Source organism: Sphaerisporangium sp. NPDC051011, from assembly GCF_040653595.1.
Lineage (GTDB): Bacteria > Actinomycetota > Actinomycetes > Streptosporangiales > Streptosporangiaceae > Sphaerisporangium.
In genome coordinates, this window is record NZ_JBFAGG010000003.1 from 283,727 (window position 1) to 307,050 (window position 23,324).

Below are 23,324 nucleotides of genomic sequence, written 5' to 3' on the forward strand. Positions count from 1 at the left end.
AGGCGGGAGCGCGCGATGACCATGTCCGGCTGGAGCGGAGACGGGACGCCCGAGGACGAGCCGTTCGACCTGATCGTGCGCTCGCGGCGGGTGGTGTTCCCCGGCGGGGAGCGGCCCGCGGCGGTGGCCGTCCGCGCGGGCCGGATCGCCGCGGTGCTCGCGTACGACGACCCGGCCGCCGCCGGCGAGCACACCGACCATGCCGATCTCGGGGACGTGTGCCTGCTGCCCGGCCTGGTGGACACCCATGTGCACGTCAACGAGCCCGGCCGCACCGAGTGGGAGGGATTCACCACCGCCACCAGGGCCGCCGCGGCGGGCGGGGTGACGACGATCGTCGACATGCCGCTCAACTCGCTGCCCCCGACGGTCGACCCCGAGGCGCTCGCCGTCAAGCGGGCGGCGGCCCGGGGGCGGTGCGCCGTGGACGTGGGCTTCTGGGGCGGGGCCGTCCCCGGGAGCGTTCATGAGTTACTGCCGCTGCACGAGGCCGGGGTGTACGGGTTCAAGTGCTTCCTGTCGCCCTCCGGGGTGGAGGAGTTCCCGCCGCTGGACGCCGCCGGGCTCGCCGAGGCCATGCGCGAGATCGCGTCGTTCGACGGGCTGCTCATCGTGCACGCCGAGGATCCCGTGCTGCTCACCGACCCCGTCGGCCCGACATATCCGGAATTCCTCGCCTCGCGCCCCGGCGAGGCGGAACGCCGGGCCGTCGAACGGGTCATCGCCGGCGCCCGCGAGACCGGCGCCCGCGTCCACATCCTGCACGTCTCCTCGGCCGACTGCCTCGAACCCCTGGAAGCGGCGCGGCGCGACGGCGTCCGCATCACCGCCGAGACCTGCCCCCACTACCTCACGCTCACCGCCGAGCAGGTGCGCGGCCCGGAGTTCAAGTGCTGCCCGCCGATCCGGGACGCCGGCAACCGCGAGCGCCTCTGGGAGGGCCTCGCCGCCGGGGTCCTGAGCTGCGTGGTGTCCGACCACTCGCCGTCCACCCCGGACCTGAAGGTCCCCGACTTCGCCGCGGCCTGGGGCGGCATCTCGTCCCTGCAGGTCGGCCTGCCCGCGATCTGGACCGAGGCCCGCGAGCGCGGGCACACCCTCGCGGACGTCACCCGCTGGATGGCCTCCGGCCCCGCCCGCCTGGCCGGTCTCGCCGCCAAGGGCGCCATCGCGGCCGGCAACGACGCCGACCTGTGCGCCTTCGACGACACCGCGACCTTCACCGTCGAGGCCGGGCGCCTGCGCCACCGCAACCCGGTGACCCCCTACCACGGACGCACCCTGACCGGCGTGGTCCGCGCCACCTGGCTGCGCGGCCGCCCCGTGACCGACGCCACCCCGCCGTTCGGAGAGCTCATATGACCACACCCACCCCGCCGTCCCCGGGCCCGGCCTCCGCGTCCCGGCCCCCGCGCCTGGTGGCGCTCGCGCGCCTGCCCGACCTCGCGCTGCGCACGTACGGCGGGTCGGTGGTGGCGGCCAGCGACGAGTCGTTCGCCGAGCGGCAGGCGCTGATCCGCCCCGGCCGCCCGGTGTTCCAGCCCGAGACCTTCGGCCCGCGCGGCCAGGTCTACGACGGCTGGGAGACCCGGCGGCGGCGGGACGAGGGCCACGACTGGGCGATCGTCCGCCTCGGCATGCCCGGCAAGGTCCGCCGCGTGGTGGTCGACACGGCGTGGTTCACCGGCAACCACCCGCCCTACGCCTCGGTGGAGGCGTGCGCGGCCGGCGGGCACCCGTCCGTCCAGGAGGTGCGCGACGCCGAGTGGACCGAGATCGTGCCGAGGAGCCCCCTGACCGGCGACGCGCTGCACGAGTTCCCCGTCGCCTGCGACCACGTCTTCACGCACGTGCGGCTGAACATCTTCCCCGACGGGGGCGTGTCGCGCCTGCGCGTCCACGGCGAGGTCGTGCCCGACCTGGCGATGTTCGCGGGGATGACGATCGACCTGGCCGCACTGGAGAACGGCGCCGTGATCACCGGCTGCTCGGACGACTTCTACTCCTCGCCGGCCAACGTCATCGCCCCCGGGCTCGCCCGGCACCAGGGCGAGGGCTGGGAGACCGCCCGTCGCCGCGACGGCGGCAACGACTGGCTGACCGTGCGCCTGGCCGTCCCGGGCGTCATCCAGGTCGCCGAGCTGGACACCGCCAATCTCGTCTACAACGCCCCCGGCGCGGCCTCGCTGCGGGGAGCCGACCTGACGGGCGGCGGGCCCCACGACGACGCGGACTGGTTCGAGCTCCTGCCCCGCACCCGCCTTCAGCCCGACACCCTCCACCGCTTCCGCCTCGAAGCCGGCCGCGTGGCCTCGCACGTCCGCCTCGACATTTACCCCGACGGCGGCATGGCCCGCCTGCGCCTCCACGGCGTCCCGGCGACCTGACCCCGGCCCGCGTCTCCCAGGAGGAGACGCTCAGTGCCAGATCGTTATGCGGGTGCCCGCCGGGGCCTGCCCGAGGGGGTTCTCGGCGACCACGGCCCCGGAGCCCGCGATCTTGCGGACGCGGACCTTGAAACCGGCCGTGCGCAGTTCCTCCGCCGCCTCGCCGACCTTCTTGAAGCGGACGTCCGGGATCGGGACGAGCGCCTGGCCGGGCTGCTCGTTCTGATCCTCCGGGTTCTCCCAGGGCCAGTGGAAGCCGGTGTCGGGGCCCTTGGAGCAGGTGAGCTGCACGCCCTGACCGGCGGTGACCTCGGCGCGCGCGGCGGGGGACTGGGCGATGATCGTGCCGGGCTGGGCGTCGTCGGTCTGCTGGACGACCGTCGGGACGAAGCCCTTCCCGCGCAGGAACGCGTCGGCCTGGTCGCACTGCATCTCGCTCACGTCGGGCATGAGCTGACCGGCGCTGAGGACGATCTGGACCGTGCCGCCCTCCTTCACCCGCGTGCCGACCTGCGGGCTCGTGCGCAGGACCAGGCCGCGCTGCACGGTGTCGCTCGGCACGCGACTGACGGCCCCTGGGGTGAGCCCGGCCTCGGAGATCTTGCTGCGGGCGTCGGCCTCGGCGAGGTTCACCACGTTGGGCACCGCGATCTTGCGCGGCCCGGCGGACGGGATCAGCGTGATGAGCGCGCCCTGGATCACCTCGCGGCCGGACTCCGGGTCCGTGCGCAGCACCTTGTTCTCGCCGAGCTTGGTGTCGTTCTCGGGCTCGCCGATCTTGACGCTGAAGCCCTGCTTCTCGGCCTCGGCCTTGGCGACCGTCACGTTGATGCCGAGCAGGTCGGGGACCTTGGTGTACCGGCCCTCGGAGAACCACCAGCCCGTGGCGCCGATCGCGCCGGTCATGACCACGGCCAGGGCGACGATGAACCAGACCGGCCGGACGCGCCGCCGCTCGCGGTGGCCGGGCGGCGGGGGCGCGATCCCCGGCGTGGTGAGCATCTCGGTGCGCGACTGGACGAGCGTGGGGTTGGCGGGCGCCGCGTGCGCCGGGGCCGGGGCCGGGACGGGATGGGGAGGGGCCGGGGCGGGGTCGCGCGGCAGCGCGCGGTGGGCCTCGACGGCCGCGACGAGCAGCGCCGTGGCGTCGGTCGGGCGGTGGTTCGGGTCGCGGTCGGTGGCGGACAGCACGAGCCGGTCCAGCACGGCCGGGCTCTCGGGCGCCAGCGAGGACGGCGCGGGCACGCGGTCGTGGACGTGCCGGTAGGCCACCGACATCGGGGTCTCGCCCTGGTAGGGCTGCCGCCCGGTCAGCAGCTCGAACAGCATCACCCCGGCGGCGTACACATCGCTGCGCGCGTCCGTGACCCCCGCCGTGACCTGCTCGGGCGACATGTAGGCGATCGTGCCGATCATGACGCCGGTGCGGGTCTGGTTGCCCGAGTCGATGGCGCGGGCGAGCCCGAAGTCGACGACCTTCACGCGGCCGTCGTCGCTCAGCAGGACGTTCTCGGGCTTGACGTCGCGGTGGACCATGCCCGCCTGGTGGGCCGCGCCGAGCGCGGCCAGCACCGGGATCATGATCTCCAGGGCCTCGCGCGCCGGCAGGCGGCCACGCTGCCGCAGGACGTCGCGCAGGGTGCGCCCCGGGACGTACTCCATCGACAGGTAGACGTGGTCGCCGTCGGTGCCCTGGTCGAAGACGTGGACGACGTTGGGGTGGGAGAGGCTGGCGACGGACTTCGCCTCGCCGATGAACCGCCGCACGAAGTCGGGGTCCTCGGCGAGGGAGCGGTGCATGACCTTCAGGGCGACCGTGCGGTCGAGCCGCACGTCCCTGGCCAGGTAGACAGCGGCCATGCCACCGCGGGCGATACGCGACTCGACGCGATAGCGCCCGTCCAGCACTCGCCCTACGAGGGGGTCCGCAACCGTCGTGTCCACGGGAGTGAGTTTACGGGCGGTTTGCCGGGACGAGGGCAAGCACATCCCAAACCGATGCCGACATGTTTTCCCGTCTGGAAGGGGCCACTTACTCGTGCGCACCGGCCGTGATCGCCGGTGAGGAGGCCTCAGCGTACCTCCGCCGGGGGATCCGGCCCGCGAGGCGCGCCATACGGCCCGCCGTCACGGCATGCTTCATCGCCGCGGCCATCAGGCCGGGCCTGCGGGCGCGGGTGACCGCGCTGGCGAGCAGGACCGCGTCGCATCCTAGCTCCATCGCCAGCGCCGCGTCGCTCGCCGTGCCGATGCCGGCGTCGAGGATCACCGGGACGCCCGCCGCCTCCACGATCAGCTCGATGTTGTGGGGGTTGCGGATGCCGAGGCCCGAGCCGATGGGGGAGCCGAGGGGCATGACGGCGGCGCATCCGGCCTGCTCCAGGCGCCGCGCCAGCGCCGGGTCGTCCCCGATGTAGGGCAGGACGACGAACCCGTCGGCGACCAGCCGCTCGGCGGCCTCGAAGGTCTCGATCGGGTCGGGCAGCAGGGTGCGCTCGTCGCTGATCACCTCCAGCTTCACCCAGGGCGTGCCGAGCGCCTCCCGGGCCAGGCGCGCCGTGAGCACCGCCTCTCCGGCCGTGTAGCAGCCCGCGGTGTTGGGGAGCACCTTGACGCCCCGCGCGCGCAGCACGTCCAGCACCGACCCGCGCGCCGAGGGGTCCAGCCGGCGCATGGCCACCGTGGTGATCTCGGTGCCGGACGCGGCCAGCGCCTCGTCCAGGACCTCCAGCGACGGCGCGCCGCCGGTGCCCATGATGAGGCGTGAGGCGAACTTCTCGCCGCCGAGCGCCAGCGCGTCGTCCGCCGGGCCCGCGTCGCGCTTCTCGTCCGCCGTCCTCGGCTCGGTCACGCTCGTCATCCGTGCCACCTCCGTTGTCTCGCCGGTCCCGCCGGTCTCATCTGAGTCCTCACCTGGGTCGTACGGGGGTCATCCACCCTGCACCGCCGTCAGCACCTCGACGCGGTCGTTCTCGCCCAGCGGCGTGGAGCCCCACGCGCCGCGGCGGACCACCTCGTCGTTGAGGGCCACCGCCACGCCCGCCACGGCCGAGGTGAGCACCTCGACGGCGTGGGCGACGGTGGCGCCTTCGGGCAGCCGGCAGGGGTTTCCGTTGATCGTCACGTTCATCGCGGTTGCGGGGCGGATCCCTGGCGGGGACCGGGGGCGCCCCGACCCTCCTTGGTCATCGATGGTGGCCGGTGGTGCCGTTCCCCGATCCGTGCGCCGCCCGGTGGAAGCGGCGCGGCGAGCAGACCGCCGCCGCGTCCTCGTACGCGGACCCGGCGAGCGTCGCGTCCAGCTCGGCGGCGAGGAGGCCCGCGGTCAGGGGGGCGAGCAGGACGCCGCCGCGGTGGTGGCCGGAGGCGAGCAGGAGGCCCTCGATCGCCGTCGCCCCGAGCACGGGCAGGTTGTCGGGCGTTCCGGGGCGAAGGCCCGCGCTGAGGCCGGACACCTCCAGCTCGGTCACGCCAGGGACCAGCTCGCGGGCGTCGCGCAGCAGCTCCCACAGCCCGCCGGCGGTCACGCGGGTGTCGAACCCCATCTCCTCCTGCGTGGCGCCGAGGACGATCTCGCCGTCGCCGCGGGGCACCAGGTACGCGCTGGAGCCGTGGACCACCCCGCGCACGCAGCGGCCGAGGAACCCCGGCGCGCCGCGCAGCCGCATGATCTGCCCCTTGACCGGGCGCACGGGCGGCGCGACCTCCGGCGGCAGGCCCGGAAGGGTCCCCGACCACGCCCCGGCGGCCAGCACGACCCGCTCGGCGGCGAGCGCGCGCCCGTCCCCCAGGAGCACCCCGCGCGCGGCGCCGCGCTCGACCACGAGGCCGGCCACGCGCTCGCGCACCACGGACGCCCCCCGGCGCGACAGCGCGGCCAGCAGGGCGGCGGTGACCCGGCGCGGGTCCACCCACGCGTCGCCCGGGGCCAGCAGCCCGCCGCGGACCGAGGGCGCCAGCATCGGCTCGGCGCGCCGGCACTCGCGCCCGGTCAGGCGTTCGACGGGCAGGTCCAGCTTGCCCATGAACTCGGCCAGCTCGTCCAGGGCGGCCAGGTCGTCCGCGCCGAAGGCGACGTCCAGCGTGCCGTCGGCGCGGTGGTCGACGTCCAGGCCGGACTCCTCCGACAGTTCGGCCGCGAACGCGGGCCACAGCTCCAGCGAGGCCAGGCCGAGGCGCAGCAGCGGCTCCTCGGTGTAGGTGACCTCGCTCACCGGGGCGAGCATGCCCGCGGCGGCGTGGGTGGCCCCCGAGCCGGGGGAGGGGTCGGCGACGACCACCTTGTGCCCGGCCGCCGCGGCGCGCCAGGCCACCGACAGGCCGGCGATGCCGCCGCCCACGACCACGACGTCCGCGGCCCCGGCTGAGCCGCTATCGGCGCCCGTGTCGACCATGAGGTCTCGCTCCCTTCGCCGGCATGATCCGGATCAGGTCTTTGCGGTCGAGGGCCGCCAGCCCTCCTCTCAGCCCGGTCTCGCCGGACTCCCGCGCGTCTGTCGGGACAAGCCTATTCCTGTCGCTGTGCCTATTCCTGCCTTGGTACGTCGTTGCGCACCCGCTTGAGCGTTCTCATCACCCCGCGTGTGTAGTAGTGAGCCAATTCGTTACCAAATCGCCGTTGGCGGGTTACCCGGCTCGCCGCTTACTGTCAAGTTGTGAATCATGTCGTGGTGGTGGGCGCCGGGCTGGCCGGCGTACGGAGTGTCGAAGCGCTGCGGGCGCGCGGGTACCACGGGCGCGTCACTCTGGTGGGCGACGAGAGGCATCGCCCCTACGATCGGCCACCCCTGTCCAAGGCCGTCATGGCCGGCGACCTGGACTCGACCGTCGTGGACTCCGATCTCGGGGCCCTGGACATCGACCTGCGCACCGAGGTCGCCGCCAAGGGCCTGCGCGAGGGTGTCGTGGAGACGACCGAGGGCGAGCTGGAGTACGACGGGCTGGTGATCGCCACCGGCGCGACCCCGATCAGGCTGCGCGGCGAGGGGCCCCAGTACACGTTGCGCACCATCGACGACGCCCTGGCCCTGCGGGCGCGCCTGACCCCCGGCACGCGGGTGGCCATCGTCGGCGCGGGCTGGATCGGCGCGGAGATCGCCACGGCGGCGCGCCGCGCGGGATGCGAGGTGACCGTCGTCGAGGCCGCCGCCTCGCCCCTGGCCGCCGCCCTCGGCCCCGAGATCGGCGCCCACACGGCGCCCTGGTACGCCGAGGCCGGCATCGAGCTGCGGCTCGGCACCATGGTCGGCTCGGTCGACCCGGGCGGGCTCGCGATGATGGACGGCTCCTGGATCCCCGCGGACGTCGTCGTGACGGGCATCGGCGTGCGCCCGGCCGTCGGATGGCTCGCCGGATCGGGCATCGCGCTGGACAACGGCGTCCTGGTCGACGAGCACCTGCGCACGTCCATGGACCGCGTCGTCGCGGTCGGCGACTGCGCCAACTGGTGGTCGCGCCGCTTCGGCCGCCGCCTGCGCATCGAGCACTGGGACACCGCGCTGCACGCCCCCGAGACCGCCGTGGCCACCCTGCTCGGCCAGACCGCCGTGTACGACCCCGTCCCGTACTTCTGGTCGGAGCAGTTCGGCCGCATGCTCCAGTACGCCGGCCACCACACCGGTGCCCGCCTCGTGCTGCGCGGCGACCCGGCGTCCGACCCCAAGTGGGCCGCGATCTGGCTGACCGAAAACGACCGTCTCGCGGCGATCTTCACGGTGGACCGCCCACGCGACCTCGTCCAGGGGCGCCGGATCGTTGAGGGCGGGCAAAGGCTGGACGAAGATCGCGCCAAGGACCCATCGATACCCTTGCGTGACTGCTTGTGACCCCTGTGGGGGTGTTTGAGACCTCCTACGACGTGGTAGTTGTGGACTCGTGACGCTTTCTGTTGCGCAGATCGATCGGGAAACCGACCAGCTCGTGGGGGAATGGCTCCCCCTGTCGGACGTAGGCGGCCGGCTCGGGCTCAGTGCCGGGCGGGCCAAGCAGCTCCTCAAGGACAAGAAGCTCATCGGCGTCCGCAGGGGCGGCCCAGAACCGGAGGTGCCGGCGGTCTTCATCGTCGGGGACGACGTGCTCAAGGGCCTGCCCGGAACTCTGACCGTCCTGGCGGACGCGGGGTACGACGACGTCGAGGCCCTGCGGTGGCTCTTCACCCCTGACGAATCCCTGCCGGGGGCCCCGGTCGACGCGATCGTCGCCGGCCGGCACACCGAGGTGAAGAGGCGTGCCCAGGCGCTCGGTTTCTGACGCGAGGCTCTACCTCTGTACCGACGGCCGCCGCCGTCAGGGCGACCTGGAAGAGTTCCTGGACGCCGTCCTCGCGGGCGGCGTCGACATCGTCCAGCTCCGCGAGAAGGGCCTGGAGGCCCGGCAGGAGCTGGAGCTGCTCGAAGTGTTCCGCGACGCCTGCGACAGGCACGGAGCCCTGCTCGCGGTCAACGACCGGGCCGACATCGCCTTCGCCGCCCGTCCCGACGTGCTCCACCTCGGGCAGGACGATCTTCCCGTGGCGGTGGCGCGGGCGATGCTGGGGCCGGACATCCTGATCGGGCGGTCGACGCACAGCGACGCGGAGGCGTCAGCGGCGGCCGCCGAGGACGGCGTGGACTACTTCTGCTGCGGACCGATCTGGCCGACGCCGACCAAGCCCGGGCGTTCCGCGCCCGGGCCCGAGTTGCTGAAGCACGCGGCCTCGCTGGGGACCGATCGTCCCTGGTTCGGCATCGGCGGCGTCGACCTCGGCACGCTGGACGAGGTCATGGGGTACGGCGCCACGCGGGTCGTGGTCGTGCGGGCCATCACCGAGGCGGAGGACCCGGGCGCGGCGGCGGCGGAGTTCGCCCGGCGCCTGCGCGCCGCCTGACGGCGCGGCTCAGCTCTGGCGGGAGGTCGCGGCGGCCGCGAGCTCCTCCAGGGCCGCGCGGGCCTCGGCGGTGATCGGCGCGCGCTCCAGGCCGCTCAGCGCGTCGTCGTGGTAGCGCTTGATCATCTCCTCGCTCGCGGCCAGGGCCCCGGTGTCCTCGATGATCCGGCGCAGCCGCTCGACGCCGTCCGCGTCCAGGGCCGGGTCGCCGAGCAGGCGCCGTACGTCGCCGGCCTGGCGCTCGGAGGCCGCCGACAGCGTGCGCGCGATCAGCATGGTCCGCTTGCCCTCGCGCAGGTCGTCGCCCGCGGGCTTGCCGGTCTGGGCCGGGTCGCCGAACACGCCGAGCACGTCGTCGCGCAGCTGGAAGGCGATGCCGACCTTCTGCCCGTACTCCACGCACAGCCGGTCGATCCACGGCTCCTGGCCGCGTGCGGCCAGCACCAGGCCGAGGCGCAGGGGCTGCTCGACGGAGTACTTGCCGCTCTTGTGCAGGGCGACCCGCAGGGCGCTGTCGAAGGTGTTCTCGAAGTGCGCCTGCTCCAGGAGATCGAGGTACTGACCGCACATCAGCTCGGTGCGCATGATGTCGTGAACCGGCTCGGCCGCGGCCAGCGCCGCGGCCGGCAGGCCGCTCGTCCGCCACATCTCGCTCGACCAGACGAGCAGCAGACTGCCCAGCAGGACGGCCGCCCCCTCGCCGAACTGCGCCGACGAGCCCCGCCAGCCCGACCGCTCGTGCAGCGCCTGGAACCGCCTGTGCGCGGACGGCTGACCCCTGCGCAGGTCGCTCGCGTCCATCACGTCGTCGTGGACCAGGGCGCTGGCCTGCAGAAGCTCCAGTGAGGCGGCGGCGGTGAAGATCGCCGAGTCCTCCTCGCCCCCCGCGCCGCGCCAGCCCCAGTAGCAGAACGCGGGACGCAGCCGCTTGCCGCCCACGAGGAAGTCCTCCGCCGCCGCGAGCAGAGGGGCCAGCTCCGGCGCGCCGACCAGGGGGCGCTGCCGGTCCACGAACATCCGGAGGCGGCGGTCGATTTCGGAGCGAAGGTGGTCCCACTGGAACAAAGCGGTCATGCTCTGAGATTAGTGGGAGCTTTATGACGTTCTGATCCCTGTCCCTCCCTTGACCGCGCCCCGTGACGCCCGGCCGCCGCCCCGGATCCGAGGTCCCGAGAGAGGACGAGAGGGGCGAACGCGCCGCGATCACCCCCGCACATACCGGAGCCCGGTCAGAACCGCACGTTCATGAGGGGTGCGGCTCGACATCCGACCTGTAGCCTTGGGGGCATGTCTTTGGGTCGATCCTCCATGCGCCCCGATCGCGTTCCCACCGTCAGGGAACTGCTCGCCTCCGGCGGCCGGTCGTTCTCGTTCGAGTTCTTCCCCCCGAAGACCGACGAGGGGGAGCGTCAGCTGTGGCGCGCGATCCGCGAACTGGAGGCGCTGCGCCCGACCTTCGTGTCCGTGACCTACGGCGCCGGCGGGTCCAACCGCGACCGCACGATCGAGATCGTCGAGCGGCTCGCCCACGAGACCACTCTCACGCCGGTCGCCCACTTCACCGCCGTCAACCACTCCCTGCGCGAGCTGCGCCACCTCGTCGGCAGGTTCGCCGACGCGGGCGTGCGCAACATCCTCGCCGTCCGCGGCGACCCGCCCGGCAGCGACCCGCTGGCCGAGTGGATCAAGCATCCCGAGGGCGTCGAGTACGCCGAGGACCTCGTGCGGCTGATCCGCCAGGCGGGCGAGTTCTGCGTCGGCGTCGCGGCCTTCCCCTACCGGCACCCGAGGTCGCCGTCCGTCGAGTCCGACACCGAGTACTTCGTGCAGAAGTGCCGGGCCGGGGCCGACTACGCGATCACCCAGATGTTCTTCCGCGCCGACGACTACCTGCGGCTGCGCGACCGCGTCGTCGCCCGCGGCTGCGACACGCCGATCATCCCGGGCATCATGCCGGTCACGCAGATGAGCACCATCGCGCGGTCAGAAAAGCTGTCGGGCGCGCCGTTTCCGCCCGAGGTGGCCGAGCGCTTCGAGGCCGTCGCCGACGACCCCGAGGCCGTCCGCCGTCTCGGCATCGAGCACGCCGCCGAGCTGTGCCAGACCTTGCTGGACGAGGGCGCCCCGGGCATCCACTTCATCACCTTCAACAAGTCCAGCGCCACCCGCGAGGTGTACCAGGCGCTGGTGCCCGCCGCCGTCCCCGCAACCGCGGGCTGACCCGAACCCGCCGTGCCGAAGGCGCGGCAATAGGATCGAGTCAGTCCGGCGCGTGCAACGGTAGGGTGCTGCCCACGATCGCGTAGTGCTCGTAGCCTCCGGGGAAGACGAACATCCCCATCAGGTCGATGAAGCCCAGCCGGCGGTACAGATGCCGCGCCGCCGTCGGCTGGTCGTGGGTGGACAGCACGGCGGTGCGCTCGGCGCGGCCCTCGCACAGGCCCAGTACGAGCCTGCGCCCGATGCCCTTGCCCTGGTAATCGGGGTGGACATGGATCTCGGCGATCTCCAGCGCGTTCTCGAACCACGCCGCCGCGGCGCCCACGCCCGCGCGCTCGGCCAGGCCCCGGCGCACGACGTCGTGCCACCACTGCCCCGGGGCGCCGTGGAACCCGTACCCGAACCCGACGACCTGACCGCTCGGCGTCTCGGCGAACAGGCAGGCGAAGTCCGGGAACGTCGCGTGGTTGCGCATGATGCTCTGCCGCCCCGAGAGCTGCTCGGGCGGCGGGCGCATCGCCGCGGTGTACGTGGCGATCACCGCATCGAGCTCAGCGGTGAACTCCTTGGCACCGGCGCGTCGCAGTTCGATCACTCGTCGCACACTAGCAGGACCACGAAGAGGCACGACCGAACCCGACCATAGTGTGCTTCGGGGCGCTAACCCGGCGTTTCGGGTGGCTCGCCGGCGAAGATCCGGACGGTCCCGCGCCATGCGATCCGGCGTTCGCCCCCGCCGCCCGCTATTCGACGTCGGTGGGCGTCCCGCCCGTGATGCGCACGAGTTCGTCGAACGTCGTCGGGAAGACCGTGTGCGGATGGCCCGCAGCGGCCCACACCACCTCGTGCTTGCCCAGCCAGGTGTCGACCAGCGTACGGATCGGCGCCGGATGCCCGACCGGGGCCACACCGCCGATCGTCTGCCCCGTCGCGGCCTTCACGAAATCGGGGGCGGCCCTCTTCACCTTCGACACCCCCACCAGGCCGGCGACCAGGGCCGTGTCGACCCGGTGGGCGCCGCTGGTGAGCACCAGCAGCGGCTCGCCGTCCGCGTCGAAGATCAGGCTGTTGGCGATCGCCCCGACCTCGCAGCCGAGCCGGGCGGCCGCCGCCGCGGCCGTCGGGATGGCGTCATCGAACACGACCACCTCGCCGGTGGCCCCGGACGCGCGCAGGACCGCGGTCACCTTCAGCACGGTCGGACGCAACTTTTCTGGCACCCGGACACTCTAAACAGATTGACCGGCATCAGCCATTGATTACATCTCCGTGACGCCACGCGGCCGGAGATGATCGTTGCGCTAGTGTCCGTTGGTCCGAACATGATGTTGTCGAGAGGAAGTTCTGACATGGGGGTTGGAAGGCGGCTCGCCGCCGCGGCGGTGATGACCGCGGGAGCCGTGCTCGTCTCGGGGCTCGTCTCGGGCCACGCGGCGGGAATCCACCGGAGCGGCCAGGCTGGGGGAGCCGGGGCCACGAGCGCGGCGGTCGCGATCCACACGACGCCGGTCAGTGCGCGGACGGCGGTCACGCCCTTCGTGGCGCCGCACGTCAGCCTGAAGATCGGCGCCAAGGGCGCCGCGGTGAAGCAGCTTCAGACCAGGCTGCTCGAACTCGGCTACGCGCCGGGCAAGATCGACTCGCGCTACGGCGGGACCACACAGACCGCCGTGTGGGCGTTCCAGAAGGTCCAGGGGCTCTCCCCGACGAGCACCGTCAGCGCGCGCACGTGGCGGGCGCTGGAGAACCCGAAGGCGCCCCAGGTCCTGGTCCCGAACGGCAAGCCCGACCGGGTCGAGGTCAACCTGACCAAGCAGATCGCCGTGCTGTACCGGGCGGGGCAGGTGAAGCTGATCACCCACATCTCCTCGGGCAGCGGCATCCCCTACTGCGAGACGGCCACCTGGCAGGGCAAGGTCCAGCGGTTCTGCGGTGACGCGCGCACGCCGACCGGCGACTTCAAGACCACCTGGCGGCGGTCGGGCTGGCACAGGTCCTACCTCGGGCAGCTCTACAACCCGATCTTCTTCAACGGGGGGATCGCCCTGCACGGCGCGCTGTCGGTCCCGCTCGCGCCCGCCTCGCACGGGTGCGTCCGGCTTCCGATGCACGTCGCCGAGGCCCTGCCGTCCCTGCTCGGCACCGGCGTCCCGGTGCACGTCCGGGGCAAGTTCCCGCGCTGACCCACCGCACGACCGCACGACCGAAGGGCCGCGAGCCGACGCTCGCGGCCCTTTTCGTGTCCCGTGACCCGTTCGTATGGTCGAACCTTTGTTCGTGTGATGCTTGACATCGCAGGTCATCGAATTTATGTTCGACATGGTGGGGGCAGGACTCGCGGCCTGCCCCCACTACCCGGCGGGTGAGCGTCGTGCGCGCCCGCCGCGCGAAGCACTGGCCGGACGGGGAGAGGGGAAGCTCCTCGTCCGGCCGCGGGTGGCCGGCACGCCGGGACCCGTCCTCCGAACCCCGCACGACATCCCGACGACATCCCGACGACGAACCCGAGACCCGCTGACCGAGAACAACCGAATACCTCTGGAGCGACAGGCGGCCGAGGCGGGGCGCGATCTCCGTGGCCGCCCCGGCGTCAGGCCGTCGGCGGGGCCGAGAGAGCGAGGGAGACGAGCCCGCCGGAGTGACCATGGGACCGCAGGCCATCGGAATTGTCGGTGGCGTCTGCGACGGTGTTATCACCGGCGGTCACCGCCGGGGCCACGACCCAAGGAGGGTGGCATGACTCGACAGCCCGGAGAAGGTCCCCGGGTCTCCCAGACCGTCCGCGCGCATCTCGCCGACGCGCACGCGTGCCTGGCCGACGCCGCGGCCACACGAACCCCGGCCGAGCGTTACGTCTCGGCGCACCTCGCGGCGCTGCGTGCGGCGGCCGCCATTCTCGCGGCGCTCCCGAGGCCCATGGACGGGCGCAGGAGGCGGTTGCGCAGCGCGTGGGAGCTGTTACCCGAGGCCGAGCCGAAGCTCACGCAGTGGGCGGCCTACTTCGCCGAGAGCGCGCGCAAGCGGGCGATGGCCGAGGCCGGCATGGTGCGCGTGGTGTCGGCGCTGGACGCCGACGAGCTGATCGGCGAGGCCCGCACGTTCGTCGCCCTCGTCGAGGACATCCTCGGCGTCCCCGGCCAGTCGGCCCTCCCGGTGAACTCGCCCCTGGCGGGGTAGGGCCGTCACGGGGTGGCGGCGGGTGCGGGGATCGCCCCGGGATCCCCGGTCCGCACGTCGGTGGGAGAGGTGCTGGAGGAACGGCTCGCGGTTCTCCCCGGTCGGCGCGGGGAACCGTGACGAGCGCGACCGCTCGCGCGACGAGAGGGACGCCTCTGGGGAACGGCTCTCGCGGCGAGAAGAACGGCGCTCAGAGGAGCGGAGCGGCGCTCAGAACGATTCGACGGCGCGGCGCGCCTCGGCGTCGAGCACTCCCCAGTTGATGAGCTCTTCGGTCAGCTCGGTGGGCGACTTGTCGTAGATGACCGCGAGAGAACGAAGGTCCTCCTGGCGGATCGACAGCACCTTGCCGTTGTAGTCGCCACGCTGGCTCTGAATCGTGGCCGCGTAACGGGCAAGGGCCCCGGCCTTCTCCTTGGGAAGCTGGGCGAGCCGCTCCAGGTCGATCACCAGTTTCGGTGTCGGGCCAAGCGGCGCGGGAGCGGAGCCCCCGGGAAGCAGCTCGGAGACCGGAACCCCATAGAAGTCGGCCAGCTCCGCGAGCTTCTGAACGGTTACAGCACGGTCGCCGCGCTCGTAGGAGCCGACGACGACGGCTTTCCACCTGCCGCGCGACTTCTCTTCGACCCCGTGCAGTGATAGACCCTGCTGGGTGCGGATGGCGCGGAGTCGCGCGCCCAGCGACTTGGCGTAGTCAGACGGCATTGGTTGGCCCCCGGCTTTCTATGAACGTTCTCACTTATTGTGCGCCTAGCGACGAATGCGGCGGCGCTCGGGTCTAGGACCCGGGGCAGGCACCATCGGTGACCGGAGCGTCGCGGTTTACCCGAGTACGTCGCGAGGTGTGGTTACGGACAGTGACGGTAAAGGTGTGGACGTGATTGGTCAAGCTGATTGGAAAAAAGATGCCGAATCCTGTCCGGTCGAGTGCTGATCTGGGCGGTCACAATCGCCGCTCCCGTTCCTCGTGTCTTGGCGCCTTTTCCTTCCCGGAGCGCCCGTGCCCCGCGCGCCGCGCGGTCCCGCGTGACGGGCAGGGCCTCCCGCCGCGTGCGCGGGGCCGGGCCCCGCACACCGTGGCGGCGACGTCGCCCCAGGTCAGCGGAAGGGTATCCGCCCAGGTCGGGAAGGGCGAACCGGTTCGGGATGTTCTCGGACAGGCTGCTAACGTGAGGGCACCAGATCCTTTAAGCCCCGTCCTGTGAGGCGGGAAAGGCGGTGACCTTCATGAACGGCGCCCGAAATCAGGCGCACGACGGCGTCCGGCAGGGCCGGAACGACGTCCCGGACGACGCGCGGCACGACGACGGCCGGACCGGCCAGAATGATCAGACCGGTCAGGACGGTCAGGACGCGCGGAACGGCGACCCCCGCGACGGCGAGCGCGCGGTCCTGGAGGCCCCGGACATCAACCGGGCCCTCACCCGCATCGCGCACGAGATCCTCGAGCGCGCGAAGGGCCCCGAGAAGCTCCTCCTGCTCGGCATCCCGACCCGCGGCACCGTCCTGGCCCGCAGGCTGGCCGACCGCATCGAGCAGGTCGAGGGCCGCCCGGTCGCCTTCGGCTCCCTCGACGTCACGATGTACCGCGACGATCTGCGGCTCAGGCCGGCCCGCGCCCTCGGCCGCACCGACCTCCCCGAGGACGGCGTGGACGGCCGCATCGTCGTCCTGGTCGACGACGTCCTCTACTCCGGGCGCACGGTCCGCGCCGCGCTGGACGCGCTCAACGATCTCGGCCGCCCGACGGCGGTCCGCCTGGCGGTCCTGGTCGACCGCGGCCACCGCGAGCTGCCCATCCGCGCCGACTACGTCGGCAAGAACCTCCCCACCTCCCGGGCCGAGACGGTGCGGGTCTGCCTCGCCGAGACCGACCAGCGCGACGCCGTCCTGCTGAGGGGAGGCCAGCGATGAAGCGCCACCTGCTGTCCACGGCCGACCTCTCGCGCGAGGACGCCCTGCTGATCCTCGACACCGCCGAGCAACTGGCCCAGGTCTCCGGCCGCTCGATCAAGAAGCTGCCCACCCTGCGCGGGCGCACGGTCGTGAACCTCTTCTTCGAGGACTCGACCCGCACCCGCATCTCCTTCGAGGCCGCGGCCAAGCGCCTGTCCGCGGACGTGATCAACTTCTCGGCCAAGGGGTCGAGCGTCTCCAAGGGCGAGAGCCTGAAGGACACCGCGCTCACCCTGCAGGCGATGGGCGCCGACGCCGTGGTGATCCGCCACGGTGCGTCCGGGGCCCCGCACCGCCTGGCCACCTGGGTGGACGGCAGCGTGGTGAACGCGGGCGACGGCACCCACGAGCACCCGACGCAGGCGCTGCTGGACGCCTTCACGATGCGGCGCCGCCTCGGCGAGCTGGACGGCCGCCGGGTCACCATCGTCGGCGACGTCCTGCACAGCAGGGTGGCCCGATCCAACGTCCACCTGCTGCACACGCTCGGCGCCGAGGTCACGCTCGTCGCCCCACCGACGCTGCTGCCGGTGGCGATGGACGACTGGCCGTGCGAGATCTCCTACGACTTCGACGCGGTGCTGCCCAAGTCGGACGCGGTGATGATGCTGCGCGTGCAGCACGAGCGCATGAACGCGTCCTACTTCCCCTCCGCCCGCGAGTACAGCCGCCGCTACGGCCTGGACCCGGAGCGGATGGGCCGCATGCCCGACGGCGCGATCGTCATGCACCCGGGGCCGATGAACCGCGGCATGGAGATCGCCGCCGAGGTCGCCGACGGCGAGCGCTCCACGATCGTCGAGCAGGTCACCAACGGCGTGACCGTCCGCATGGCCGTGCTGTACCTGCTTTTGTCCGGCTCAGAGCCCGCGATCGGGGGAAACCAGTGATCTACCTTCTGAGGGGCGCCCGCGTTCTCGGGGGCGACCCGCGTGACGTGCTGCTCAGGGACGGCCTCGTCGCCGAGGTCGGCGCGCCGGGCGAGGTGGACGCCCCCGGCGCCGCCCGCGTGGACGCCGACGGCCTGATCGCGCTCCCCGGCCTGGTCGACCTGCACACCCACCTGCGCGAGCCGGGCCGCGAGGACGCCGAGACGGTGGAGTCCGGGACGGCCGCGGCGGCGCTCGGCGGGTTCACCGCCGTGCACGCGATGGCCAACACCTCGCCGGTGGCCGACACCGCGGGCGTCGTGGAGCAGGTGTGGCGGCTCGGCCAGGAGGCCGGGCACTGCGACGTGCAGCCGGTGGGAGCGGTCACCGCGGGCCTGGCGGGCAGGCAGCTCGCCGAGCTCGGCGCGATGGCCGACAGCGCGGCCCGCGTGCGGGTCTTCTCCGACGACGGCGTGTGCGTCTCGGACGCCGTGCTCATGCGCCGGGCGCTGGAGTACGTGAAGGCGTTCGACGGCGTGGTGGCCCAGCACGCGCAGGAGCCGCGTCTGACCGAGGGCGCGCAGATGAACGAGGGTGCGGTGTCGGGCCGCCTCGGCCTGACCGGCTGGCCCGCGGTCGCCGAGGAGGCGATCATCGCGCGCGACTGCCTGCTGGCCGCGCACGTCGGCTCCCGCCTGCACATCTGCCACGTGTCCACGGCCGGGTCGGTCGAGATCATCCGGTGGGCGAAGTCCAAGGGCTGGAACGTCACGGCCGAGGTCACCCCGCACCACCTGCTGCTCACCGACGCCCGCGCCGAGTCCTCGCCCGCGGGCCCGTACAACCCGATCTACAAGGTGAACCCGCCGCTTCGCACCGACGCCGACGTCCGGGCGCTGCGCGAGGCGCTCGCCGACGGCACGATCGACTGCGTGGCCACCGACCACGCGCCGCACCCGGTCGAGGACAAGGAGACCGAGTGGCCGGCGGCGGCCATGGGCATGATCGGCCTGGAGACGGCCCTGTCGGTCGTCCAGGAGGCCATGGTCGAGACGGGGCTGCTGGACTGGGCGGGTGTCGCCGACCGCATGTCGGCCCGGCCCGCGCGCATCGGCCGCCTGTCCGCGCACGGCCACCCGCTGGAGGCCGGCGCCGCCGCGAACCTCACCCTGGTGGACCCCTCCGCGCGGTCGGCCGTCGACCCGCACGGGTTCGCCTCCAAGAGCCGCAACACGCCGTACGTGGGCATGACACTGCCGGGCAGGGTCGTCGCGACCTTCCTGCGCGGCCGCCCGACCGTCTTCGAAGGGAAGCTGACGTGACGACCCGGCCCGTCCTCGTCGAAGGGAAGACCAGGTGACCCGGCAGACCCCGGCGGTCCTCGTGCTGGAGGACGGCCGCGCCTTCCACGGCGTCTCCTACGGCGCCGAGGGGGAGACCTATGGCGAGATGGTCTTCTCCACCGGTATGACCGGTTACCAGGAGACGCTGACCGACCCGTCCTACCACCGGCAGATCGTGGCGATGACCGCGCCGCACATCGGCAACACCGGCGTCAACGACGAGGACCCGGAGTCCTCGCGCGTCTGGGTCGCCGGGTACGTCGTGCGCGAGCCCGCGCGGGTCGCCTCCAACTGGCGCTCGCGCCGCTCCCTGGACGAGGAGCTGCGCCGCCAGGGCGTCGTCGGCATCGCCATGCCGGGCACCCGGGCCCTCACCCGCCACCTGCGTGAGCGCGGGGCCATGCGCGCCGGGGTCTTCACCGCCCCGTCCGCGACGGTCGAGGAGCTCGCCGGGAAGGTGCGCACCAGCCCGTCGATGGTCGGCGCCGATCTCGCCAAGGAGGTCTCCACGCCCGAGCCGTACGTCGTGCCGGCCCGCGGGCCCAAGCGGTTCACGGTCGCGGCGCTCGACCTCGGCATCAAGGCGATGACGCCCTACCGCATGGCCGAGCGCGGCTGCGAGGTGCACGTGCTGCCCGCCACCGCGACTGCGGCCGACATCCTCGCCCTCGACCCCGACGGGGTGTTCCTGTCCAACGGCCCGGGCGACCCGTCGGCCGCGGACTACGCCGTCGAGACGCTGGCGGGCGTGCTGGAGGCGCGCAGACCCGTCTTCGGCATCTGCTTCGGCAACCAGATCCTCGGCCGGGCGCTCGGCCTCGGCACCTACAAGCTGCGGTACGGCCACCGCGGGGTCAACCAGCCCGTCCAGGACCGCCGCACCGGCAAGGTGGACATCTCCGCGCACAACCACGGCTTCGCGGTGGAGGCCCCGCTGGACGGCCCGTTCGAGACGCCGTACGGCCGGGCGGAGGTCAGCCACGTGAACCTCAACGACGGCTGCGTCGAGGGGCTGCGCCTGCTCGACTACCCGGCGTTCAGCGTCCAGTACCACCCCGAGGCCGCCGCGGGCCCGCACGACGCGGCGGGCCTGTTCGACGAGTTCTGCTCCCTGATGGACGGCGGGACGGGCCTCACCACGGGCCTCGACACGGGCACGGCCGCGGGCCTGCCCGGGCGTGGACGGCACACCGGTTCTACGGCGGAGGACGGGAATGGCTAAGCGCACCGACATCTCGACGATCATGGTGATCGGCTCGGGGCCGATCGTGATCGGCCAGGCCTGCGAGTTCGACTACTCCGGCACGCAGGCGTGCCGGGTGCTGCGCGCCGAGGGCTACCGCGTGGTGCTCGTCAACAGCAACCCCGCGACCATCATGACCGACCCCGAGTTCGCCGACGCGACCTACGTCGAGCCGATCACGCCCGGCATCGTCGAGAAGATCATCGCCAAGGAGCGGCCGGACGCCCTGCTGCCCACCCTCGGCGGCCAGACCGCGCTCAACACCGCCGTCGCGCTGCACGAGGCGGGCGTGCTGGAACGGTACGGGGTCGAGCTCATCGGCGCCGACATCGCGGCGATCCAGGCCGGCGAGAACCGCGAGCTGTTCAAGGGCATCGTCGCCAAGGTCGCCGCCGAGCACGGCCTGAACGCCGAGTCCGCCCGGTCGGTGATCTGCCACACCCTGGACGAGTGCCTCGCCGCGGCGCGGGACCTGGGCTACCCGGTGGTCGTCCGGCCGAGCTTCACCATGGGCGGCGCCGGCTCGGGCTTCGCCTACGACGAGGACGACCTGCGGCGTATCGCCGGGGCCGGGCTCGACGCCTCGCCGACCACCGAGGTGCTCCTGGAGGAGTCCATCCTCGGCTGGAAGGAGTACGAGCTGGAGGTCATGCGCGACCGCGCCGACAACGTCGTCATCGTCTGCTCCATCGAGAACGTCGACCCGATGGGCGTGCACACCGGCGACAGCGTCACCGTGGCCCCGGCCATGACCCTGACCGACCGCGAGTACCAGAACATGCGCGACGTCGCGATCGCGGTGATCCGCGAGGTCGGCGTCGACACCGGCGGCTGCAACATCCAGTTCGCCGTGGACCCGCGCACCGGCCGCATGATCGTCATCGAGATGAACCCCCGGGTGTCGCGTTCCAGCGCGCTGGCCTCCAAGGCGACCGGCTTCCCGATCGCCAAGATCGCGGCCAAGCTCGCCATCGGCTACACCCTGGACGAGATCCCCAACGACATCACCCGCGAGACGCCGGCGTCCTTCGAGCCGGCGCTGGACTACGTCGTGGTCAAGGTGCCGCGGTTCGCGTTCGAGAAGTTCGCCGGGGCCGACCAGACGCTCACCACGCACATGAAGTCGGTGGGCGAGGCGATGGCCATCGGCAGGTCGTTCCCCGAAGCGCTCCAGAAGGCCCTCAGATCGCTGGAGAAGAAGGGATCGTCCTTCGGGTGGACGGGAGCCCCCGGCGACAAGGACGAGCTCCTGGCGGCCTGCCGCACCCCGCACGACGGGCGGCTGCGCACGATGCAGCAGGCCATCCGGGCCGGCGCCACCCTCGATGAGCTGTACGACGCCACGAACGTCGACCCGTGGTTCCTCGACCAGCTCTTCCTGATCGACGAGGAGGCGCGGGCCCTCGCCGAGGCCGAGCCGACCGCCGAGGCGCTGGTCCGCGCCAAACGCCACGGCTTCTCCGACGCCCAGATCGCCGAGATCCGCGGCCTGCCCGAGGCCGAGGTCAGGGCACTGCGCCACCAGCTCGGCGTGCGGCCGGTCTACAACACCGTGGACACCTGCGCCGCCGAGTTCGCCGCCAAGACGCCCTACCTGTACTCGACCTACGACGAGGAGACCGAGGTCCCGTACGGCGACCGGCTCAAGGTCATCATCCTCGGCAGCGGGCCGAACCGCATCGGCCAGGGCATCGAGTTCGACTACGCCTGCGTGCACGCCTCGTTCGAACTGTCGGCCGCCGGGTACGAGACCGTGATGGTCAACTGCAACCCCGAGACGGTCTCGACCGACTACGACACCTCCGACCGGCTCTACTTCGAGCCGCTCACGCTGGAGGACGTCCTGGAGGTCGTGCACGCGGAGCGGGAGACCGGCCCGGTCGCCGGGGTCATCGTCCAGCTCGGCGGGCAGACGCCGCTCGGCCTGGCCCAGGCGCTGAAGGACGCCGGGGTGCCCGTCGTCGGCACCGGCCCCGAGGCCATCCACCTGGCCGAGGAGCGCGGCGCGTTCGGCCGCGTGCTCGCCGAGGCCGGGCTCCCTGCCCCCCGGCACGGCACCGCCGTGACCGTCGAGGAGGCCCGGGCCATCGCCGCCGAGATCGGCTACCCGGTGCTCGTGCGCCCGTCCTACGTCCTCGGCGGCGCCGGCATGGCGATCGTCTACGACGAGGACACGCTCAGCGCGTACATGGCGCGGGCCGGCGCGGCGAGCGACCACCCCGTCCTCGTCGACAAGTTCCTGGACGAGGCCATCGAGATCGACGTGGACGCGCTCTTCGACGGCGAGGAGCTGTACCTCGGCGGCGTGATGGAGCACATCGAGGAGGCCGGCATCCACTCCGGCGACTCGGCGTGCGCGCTGCCGCCGATCACGCTCGGCGGGTTCGACATCAAGCGCATCCGCGCCGCGACCGAGGCCATCGCCCGCGGCGTGGGCGTGCGCGGGCTCCTGAACGTCCAGTACGCCCTGTCGGCGAACATCCTGTACGTCCTGGAGGCCAACCCCCGCGCGAGCCGCACGGTGCCGTTCGTGTCCAAGGCGACGGCAGTGCCGCTGGCCAAGGCCGCCGCCCGGGTGATGATGGGCGCCACGATCGCCGGGCTGCGCGAGGAGGGCATGCTGCCGAGCGAGGGCGACGGCGGCACGATGCCCCTGGACGCCCCCATCGCGGTCAAGGAGGCCGTCCTGCCGTTCAACCGGTTCCGGGGCGTGGACATCGTCCTCGGGCCCGAGATGCGGTCCACGGGCGAGGTCATGGGCATCGACGAGGTCTTCGGCACCGCCTACGCCAAGTCGCAGTCCGCGGCGTACGGCTCGCTGCCCACCAAGGGGCGGGCGTTCGTCTCGGTGGCCAACCGCGACAAGCGCGCGATGATCTTCCCGGTGAAGGCCCTGGCCGACCTCGGCTTCGAGATCCTCGCCACGGAGGGGACCGCCGAGGTGCTGCGCAGGAACGGCGTCCATGCCAAGATCGTGCGAAAGCAGAGCGACGGTCCCGGCACGGACGGTGAGCCGACGATCGTCACGCGCATCCTGGACGGCGAGGTGGACCTCATCGTGAACACCCCCTTCGGCAGTCCGGGGCAGTCGGGGCCGCGCCTCGACGGCTACGAGATCCGCACCGCGGCCGTCCTGAGGGACATCCCGTGCGTCACCACCGTGCAGGGCCTCGCGGCGGCCGTGCAGGGCATCCAGGCGGTCGCCGCGGGCTCCGTGGGCGTACGGTCGCTCCAGGAGCACGCAACGAGGCTGAGGGGCTGACC

21 protein-coding genes and 1 riboswitch are annotated in these 23,324 nt (G+C 72.6%); of the genes, 13 read left to right on the forward strand and 8 right to left on the reverse strand.

From position 1 onward, the window contains the following. The first annotated feature begins 15 nt into the window (after nt 1-15). Both allB and alc read left to right on the forward strand, forming a co-directional pair. Complete coding sequence (gene allB, locus AB0H21_RS08520) at nt 16-1,362, forward strand: allantoinase AllB (RefSeq protein WP_358513508.1); 1,347 nt, start codon at nt 16-18, stop codon at nt 1,360-1,362. Beyond that, entirely contained in the window at nt 1,359-2,387 is a 1,029-nt protein-coding gene (alc, locus tag AB0H21_RS08525; RefSeq protein ID WP_358513510.1) for an allantoicase, read from the forward strand. The genes allB and alc overlap by 4 nt, the downstream gene beginning before the upstream one ends. A 30-nt stretch (nt 2,388-2,417) precedes the next feature. Here the strand turns inward: alc and pknB are convergent, their stop codons facing one another. From pknB to thiO, 4 genes are all read right to left on the reverse strand, one after another. Then, nucleotides 2,418-4,331, reverse strand: coding sequence for a Stk1 family PASTA domain-containing Ser/Thr kinase (gene pknB / locus AB0H21_RS08530; protein ID WP_358513512.1), 1,914 nt, complete (start codon nt 4,329-4,331; stop codon nt 2,418-2,420). Between the two features lie 88 nt (nt 4,332-4,419). After that, complete coding sequence (locus tag AB0H21_RS08535) at nt 4,420-5,247, reverse strand: thiazole synthase (RefSeq protein ID WP_358513514.1); 828 nt, start codon at nt 5,245-5,247, stop codon at nt 4,420-4,422. A gap of 69 nt (nt 5,248-5,316) precedes the next feature. Then, nucleotides 5,317-5,517, reverse strand: coding sequence for a sulfur carrier protein ThiS (thiS, locus tag AB0H21_RS08540; RefSeq protein ID WP_358513516.1), 201 nt, complete (start codon nt 5,515-5,517; stop codon nt 5,317-5,319). 55 nt (nt 5,518-5,572) lie between these two features. Beyond that, nucleotides 5,573-6,781 carry a glycine oxidase ThiO gene (gene thiO / locus AB0H21_RS08545; RefSeq protein ID WP_358513517.1) on the reverse strand — a complete coding sequence of 403 codons (1,209 nt, stop codon included), beginning with the start codon at nt 6,779-6,781 and terminating at the stop codon, nt 5,573-5,575. Next, a riboswitch (TPP riboswitch) is annotated at nt 6,775-6,886 on the reverse strand. (Overlaps the previous gene by 7 nt.) 156 nt (nt 6,887-7,042) lie before the next feature. On the opposite strand from thiO, the gene AB0H21_RS08550 reads away from it, so the two are divergent. The 3 genes from AB0H21_RS08550 to thiE are packed head-to-tail and all read left to right on the forward strand — an operon-like array spanning nt 7,043 to nt 9,252. Then, entirely contained in the window at nt 7,043-8,212 is a 1,170-nt protein-coding gene (locus AB0H21_RS08550) for an FAD-dependent oxidoreductase (RefSeq protein WP_358513519.1), read from the forward strand. A gap of 49 nt (nt 8,213-8,261) precedes the next feature. Next, nucleotides 8,262-8,636, forward strand: a complete 375-nt coding sequence (locus AB0H21_RS08555) for an Rv2175c family DNA-binding protein (protein ID WP_358513521.1) — start codon at nt 8,262-8,264, stop codon at nt 8,634-8,636. Continuing rightward, a complete protein-coding gene (gene thiE, locus AB0H21_RS08560; RefSeq protein WP_358513523.1) occupies nt 8,614-9,252 on the forward strand; it encodes a thiamine phosphate synthase in 639 nt (212 codons plus the stop codon). Before AB0H21_RS08555 ends, thiE begins: the two co-directional genes overlap by 23 nt. Before the next feature lie 9 nt (nt 9,253-9,261). Here the strand turns inward: thiE and AB0H21_RS08565 are convergent, their stop codons facing one another. Then, complete coding sequence (locus tag AB0H21_RS08565; protein ID WP_358513525.1) at nt 9,262-10,326, reverse strand: polyprenyl synthetase family protein; 1,065 nt, start codon at nt 10,324-10,326, stop codon at nt 9,262-9,264. A 213-nt stretch (nt 10,327-10,539) separates the two neighbouring features. On the opposite strand from AB0H21_RS08565, the gene metF reads away from it, so the two are divergent. Next, nucleotides 10,540-11,472 carry a methylenetetrahydrofolate reductase [NAD(P)H] gene (metF, locus tag AB0H21_RS08570; RefSeq protein WP_358513527.1) on the forward strand — a complete coding sequence of 311 codons (933 nt, stop codon included), beginning with the start codon at nt 10,540-10,542 and terminating at the stop codon, nt 11,470-11,472. A gap of 40 nt (nt 11,473-11,512) precedes the next feature. Here metF and AB0H21_RS08575 read toward each other — a convergent pair whose 3' ends face one another. Together AB0H21_RS08575 and AB0H21_RS08580 are read right to left on the reverse strand one after the other, a co-directional pair. Beyond that, entirely contained in the window at nt 11,513-12,067 is a 555-nt protein-coding gene (locus tag AB0H21_RS08575; RefSeq protein ID WP_358513529.1) for a GNAT family N-acetyltransferase, read from the reverse strand. 148 nt (nt 12,068-12,215) lie between these two features. Further along, nucleotides 12,216-12,692 (reverse strand): YbaK/EbsC family protein, encoded by a 477-nt coding sequence (locus tag AB0H21_RS08580; protein ID WP_358513531.1) that lies wholly within the window; start codon nt 12,690-12,692, stop codon nt 12,216-12,218. Between the two features lie 129 nt (nt 12,693-12,821). On the opposite strand from AB0H21_RS08580, the gene AB0H21_RS08585 reads away from it, so the two are divergent. Together AB0H21_RS08585 and AB0H21_RS08590 are read left to right on the forward strand one after the other, a co-directional pair. Then, nucleotides 12,822-13,655: a L,D-transpeptidase family protein gene (locus AB0H21_RS08585; RefSeq protein WP_358513533.1), complete on the forward strand. Its 834-nt coding sequence runs from the start codon at nt 12,822-12,824 to the stop codon at nt 13,653-13,655. A 553-nt stretch (nt 13,656-14,208) separates the two neighbouring features. Further along, complete coding sequence (locus AB0H21_RS08590; RefSeq protein ID WP_358513535.1) at nt 14,209-14,649, forward strand: SAV_6107 family HEPN domain-containing protein; 441 nt, start codon at nt 14,209-14,211, stop codon at nt 14,647-14,649. 210 nt (nt 14,650-14,859) lie between these two features. On the opposite strand, the gene AB0H21_RS08595 is transcribed toward AB0H21_RS08590, so the two are convergent. After that, nucleotides 14,860-15,354 carry a transcriptional regulator gene (locus tag AB0H21_RS08595; RefSeq protein WP_358513537.1) on the reverse strand — a complete coding sequence of 165 codons (495 nt, stop codon included), beginning with the start codon at nt 15,352-15,354 and terminating at the stop codon, nt 14,860-14,862. 522 nt (nt 15,355-15,876) lie between these two features. Between AB0H21_RS08595 and pyrR the strand changes: the two genes are divergently transcribed. From pyrR to carB, 5 genes are read left to right on the forward strand one after another with little or no spacing between them, the layout of a single operon-like run. After that, nucleotides 15,877-16,563 (forward strand): bifunctional pyr operon transcriptional regulator/uracil phosphoribosyltransferase PyrR, encoded by a 687-nt coding sequence (pyrR, locus tag AB0H21_RS08600; protein WP_358513539.1) that lies wholly within the window; start codon nt 15,877-15,879, stop codon nt 16,561-16,563. Further along, nucleotides 16,560-17,495, forward strand: a complete 936-nt coding sequence (locus tag AB0H21_RS08605; RefSeq protein ID WP_358513541.1) for an aspartate carbamoyltransferase catalytic subunit — start codon at nt 16,560-16,562, stop codon at nt 17,493-17,495. Before pyrR ends, AB0H21_RS08605 begins: the two co-directional genes overlap by 4 nt. Continuing rightward, nucleotides 17,495-18,796, forward strand: a complete 1,302-nt coding sequence (locus AB0H21_RS08610; RefSeq protein ID WP_358514210.1) for a dihydroorotase — start codon at nt 17,495-17,497, stop codon at nt 18,794-18,796. Before AB0H21_RS08605 ends, AB0H21_RS08610 begins: the two co-directional genes overlap by 1 nt. Nucleotides 18,797-18,830: 34 nt before the next feature. Next, nucleotides 18,831-20,039: a glutamine-hydrolyzing carbamoyl-phosphate synthase small subunit gene (gene carA, locus AB0H21_RS08615; protein WP_358513543.1), complete on the forward strand. Its 1,209-nt coding sequence runs from the start codon at nt 18,831-18,833 to the stop codon at nt 20,037-20,039. Beyond that, nucleotides 20,032-23,322 (forward strand): carbamoyl-phosphate synthase large subunit, encoded by a 3,291-nt coding sequence (gene carB / locus AB0H21_RS08620; RefSeq protein ID WP_358513545.1) that lies wholly within the window; start codon nt 20,032-20,034, stop codon nt 23,320-23,322. Before carA ends, carB begins: the two co-directional genes overlap by 8 nt. Nucleotides 23,323-23,324: the final 2 nt, after the last annotated feature.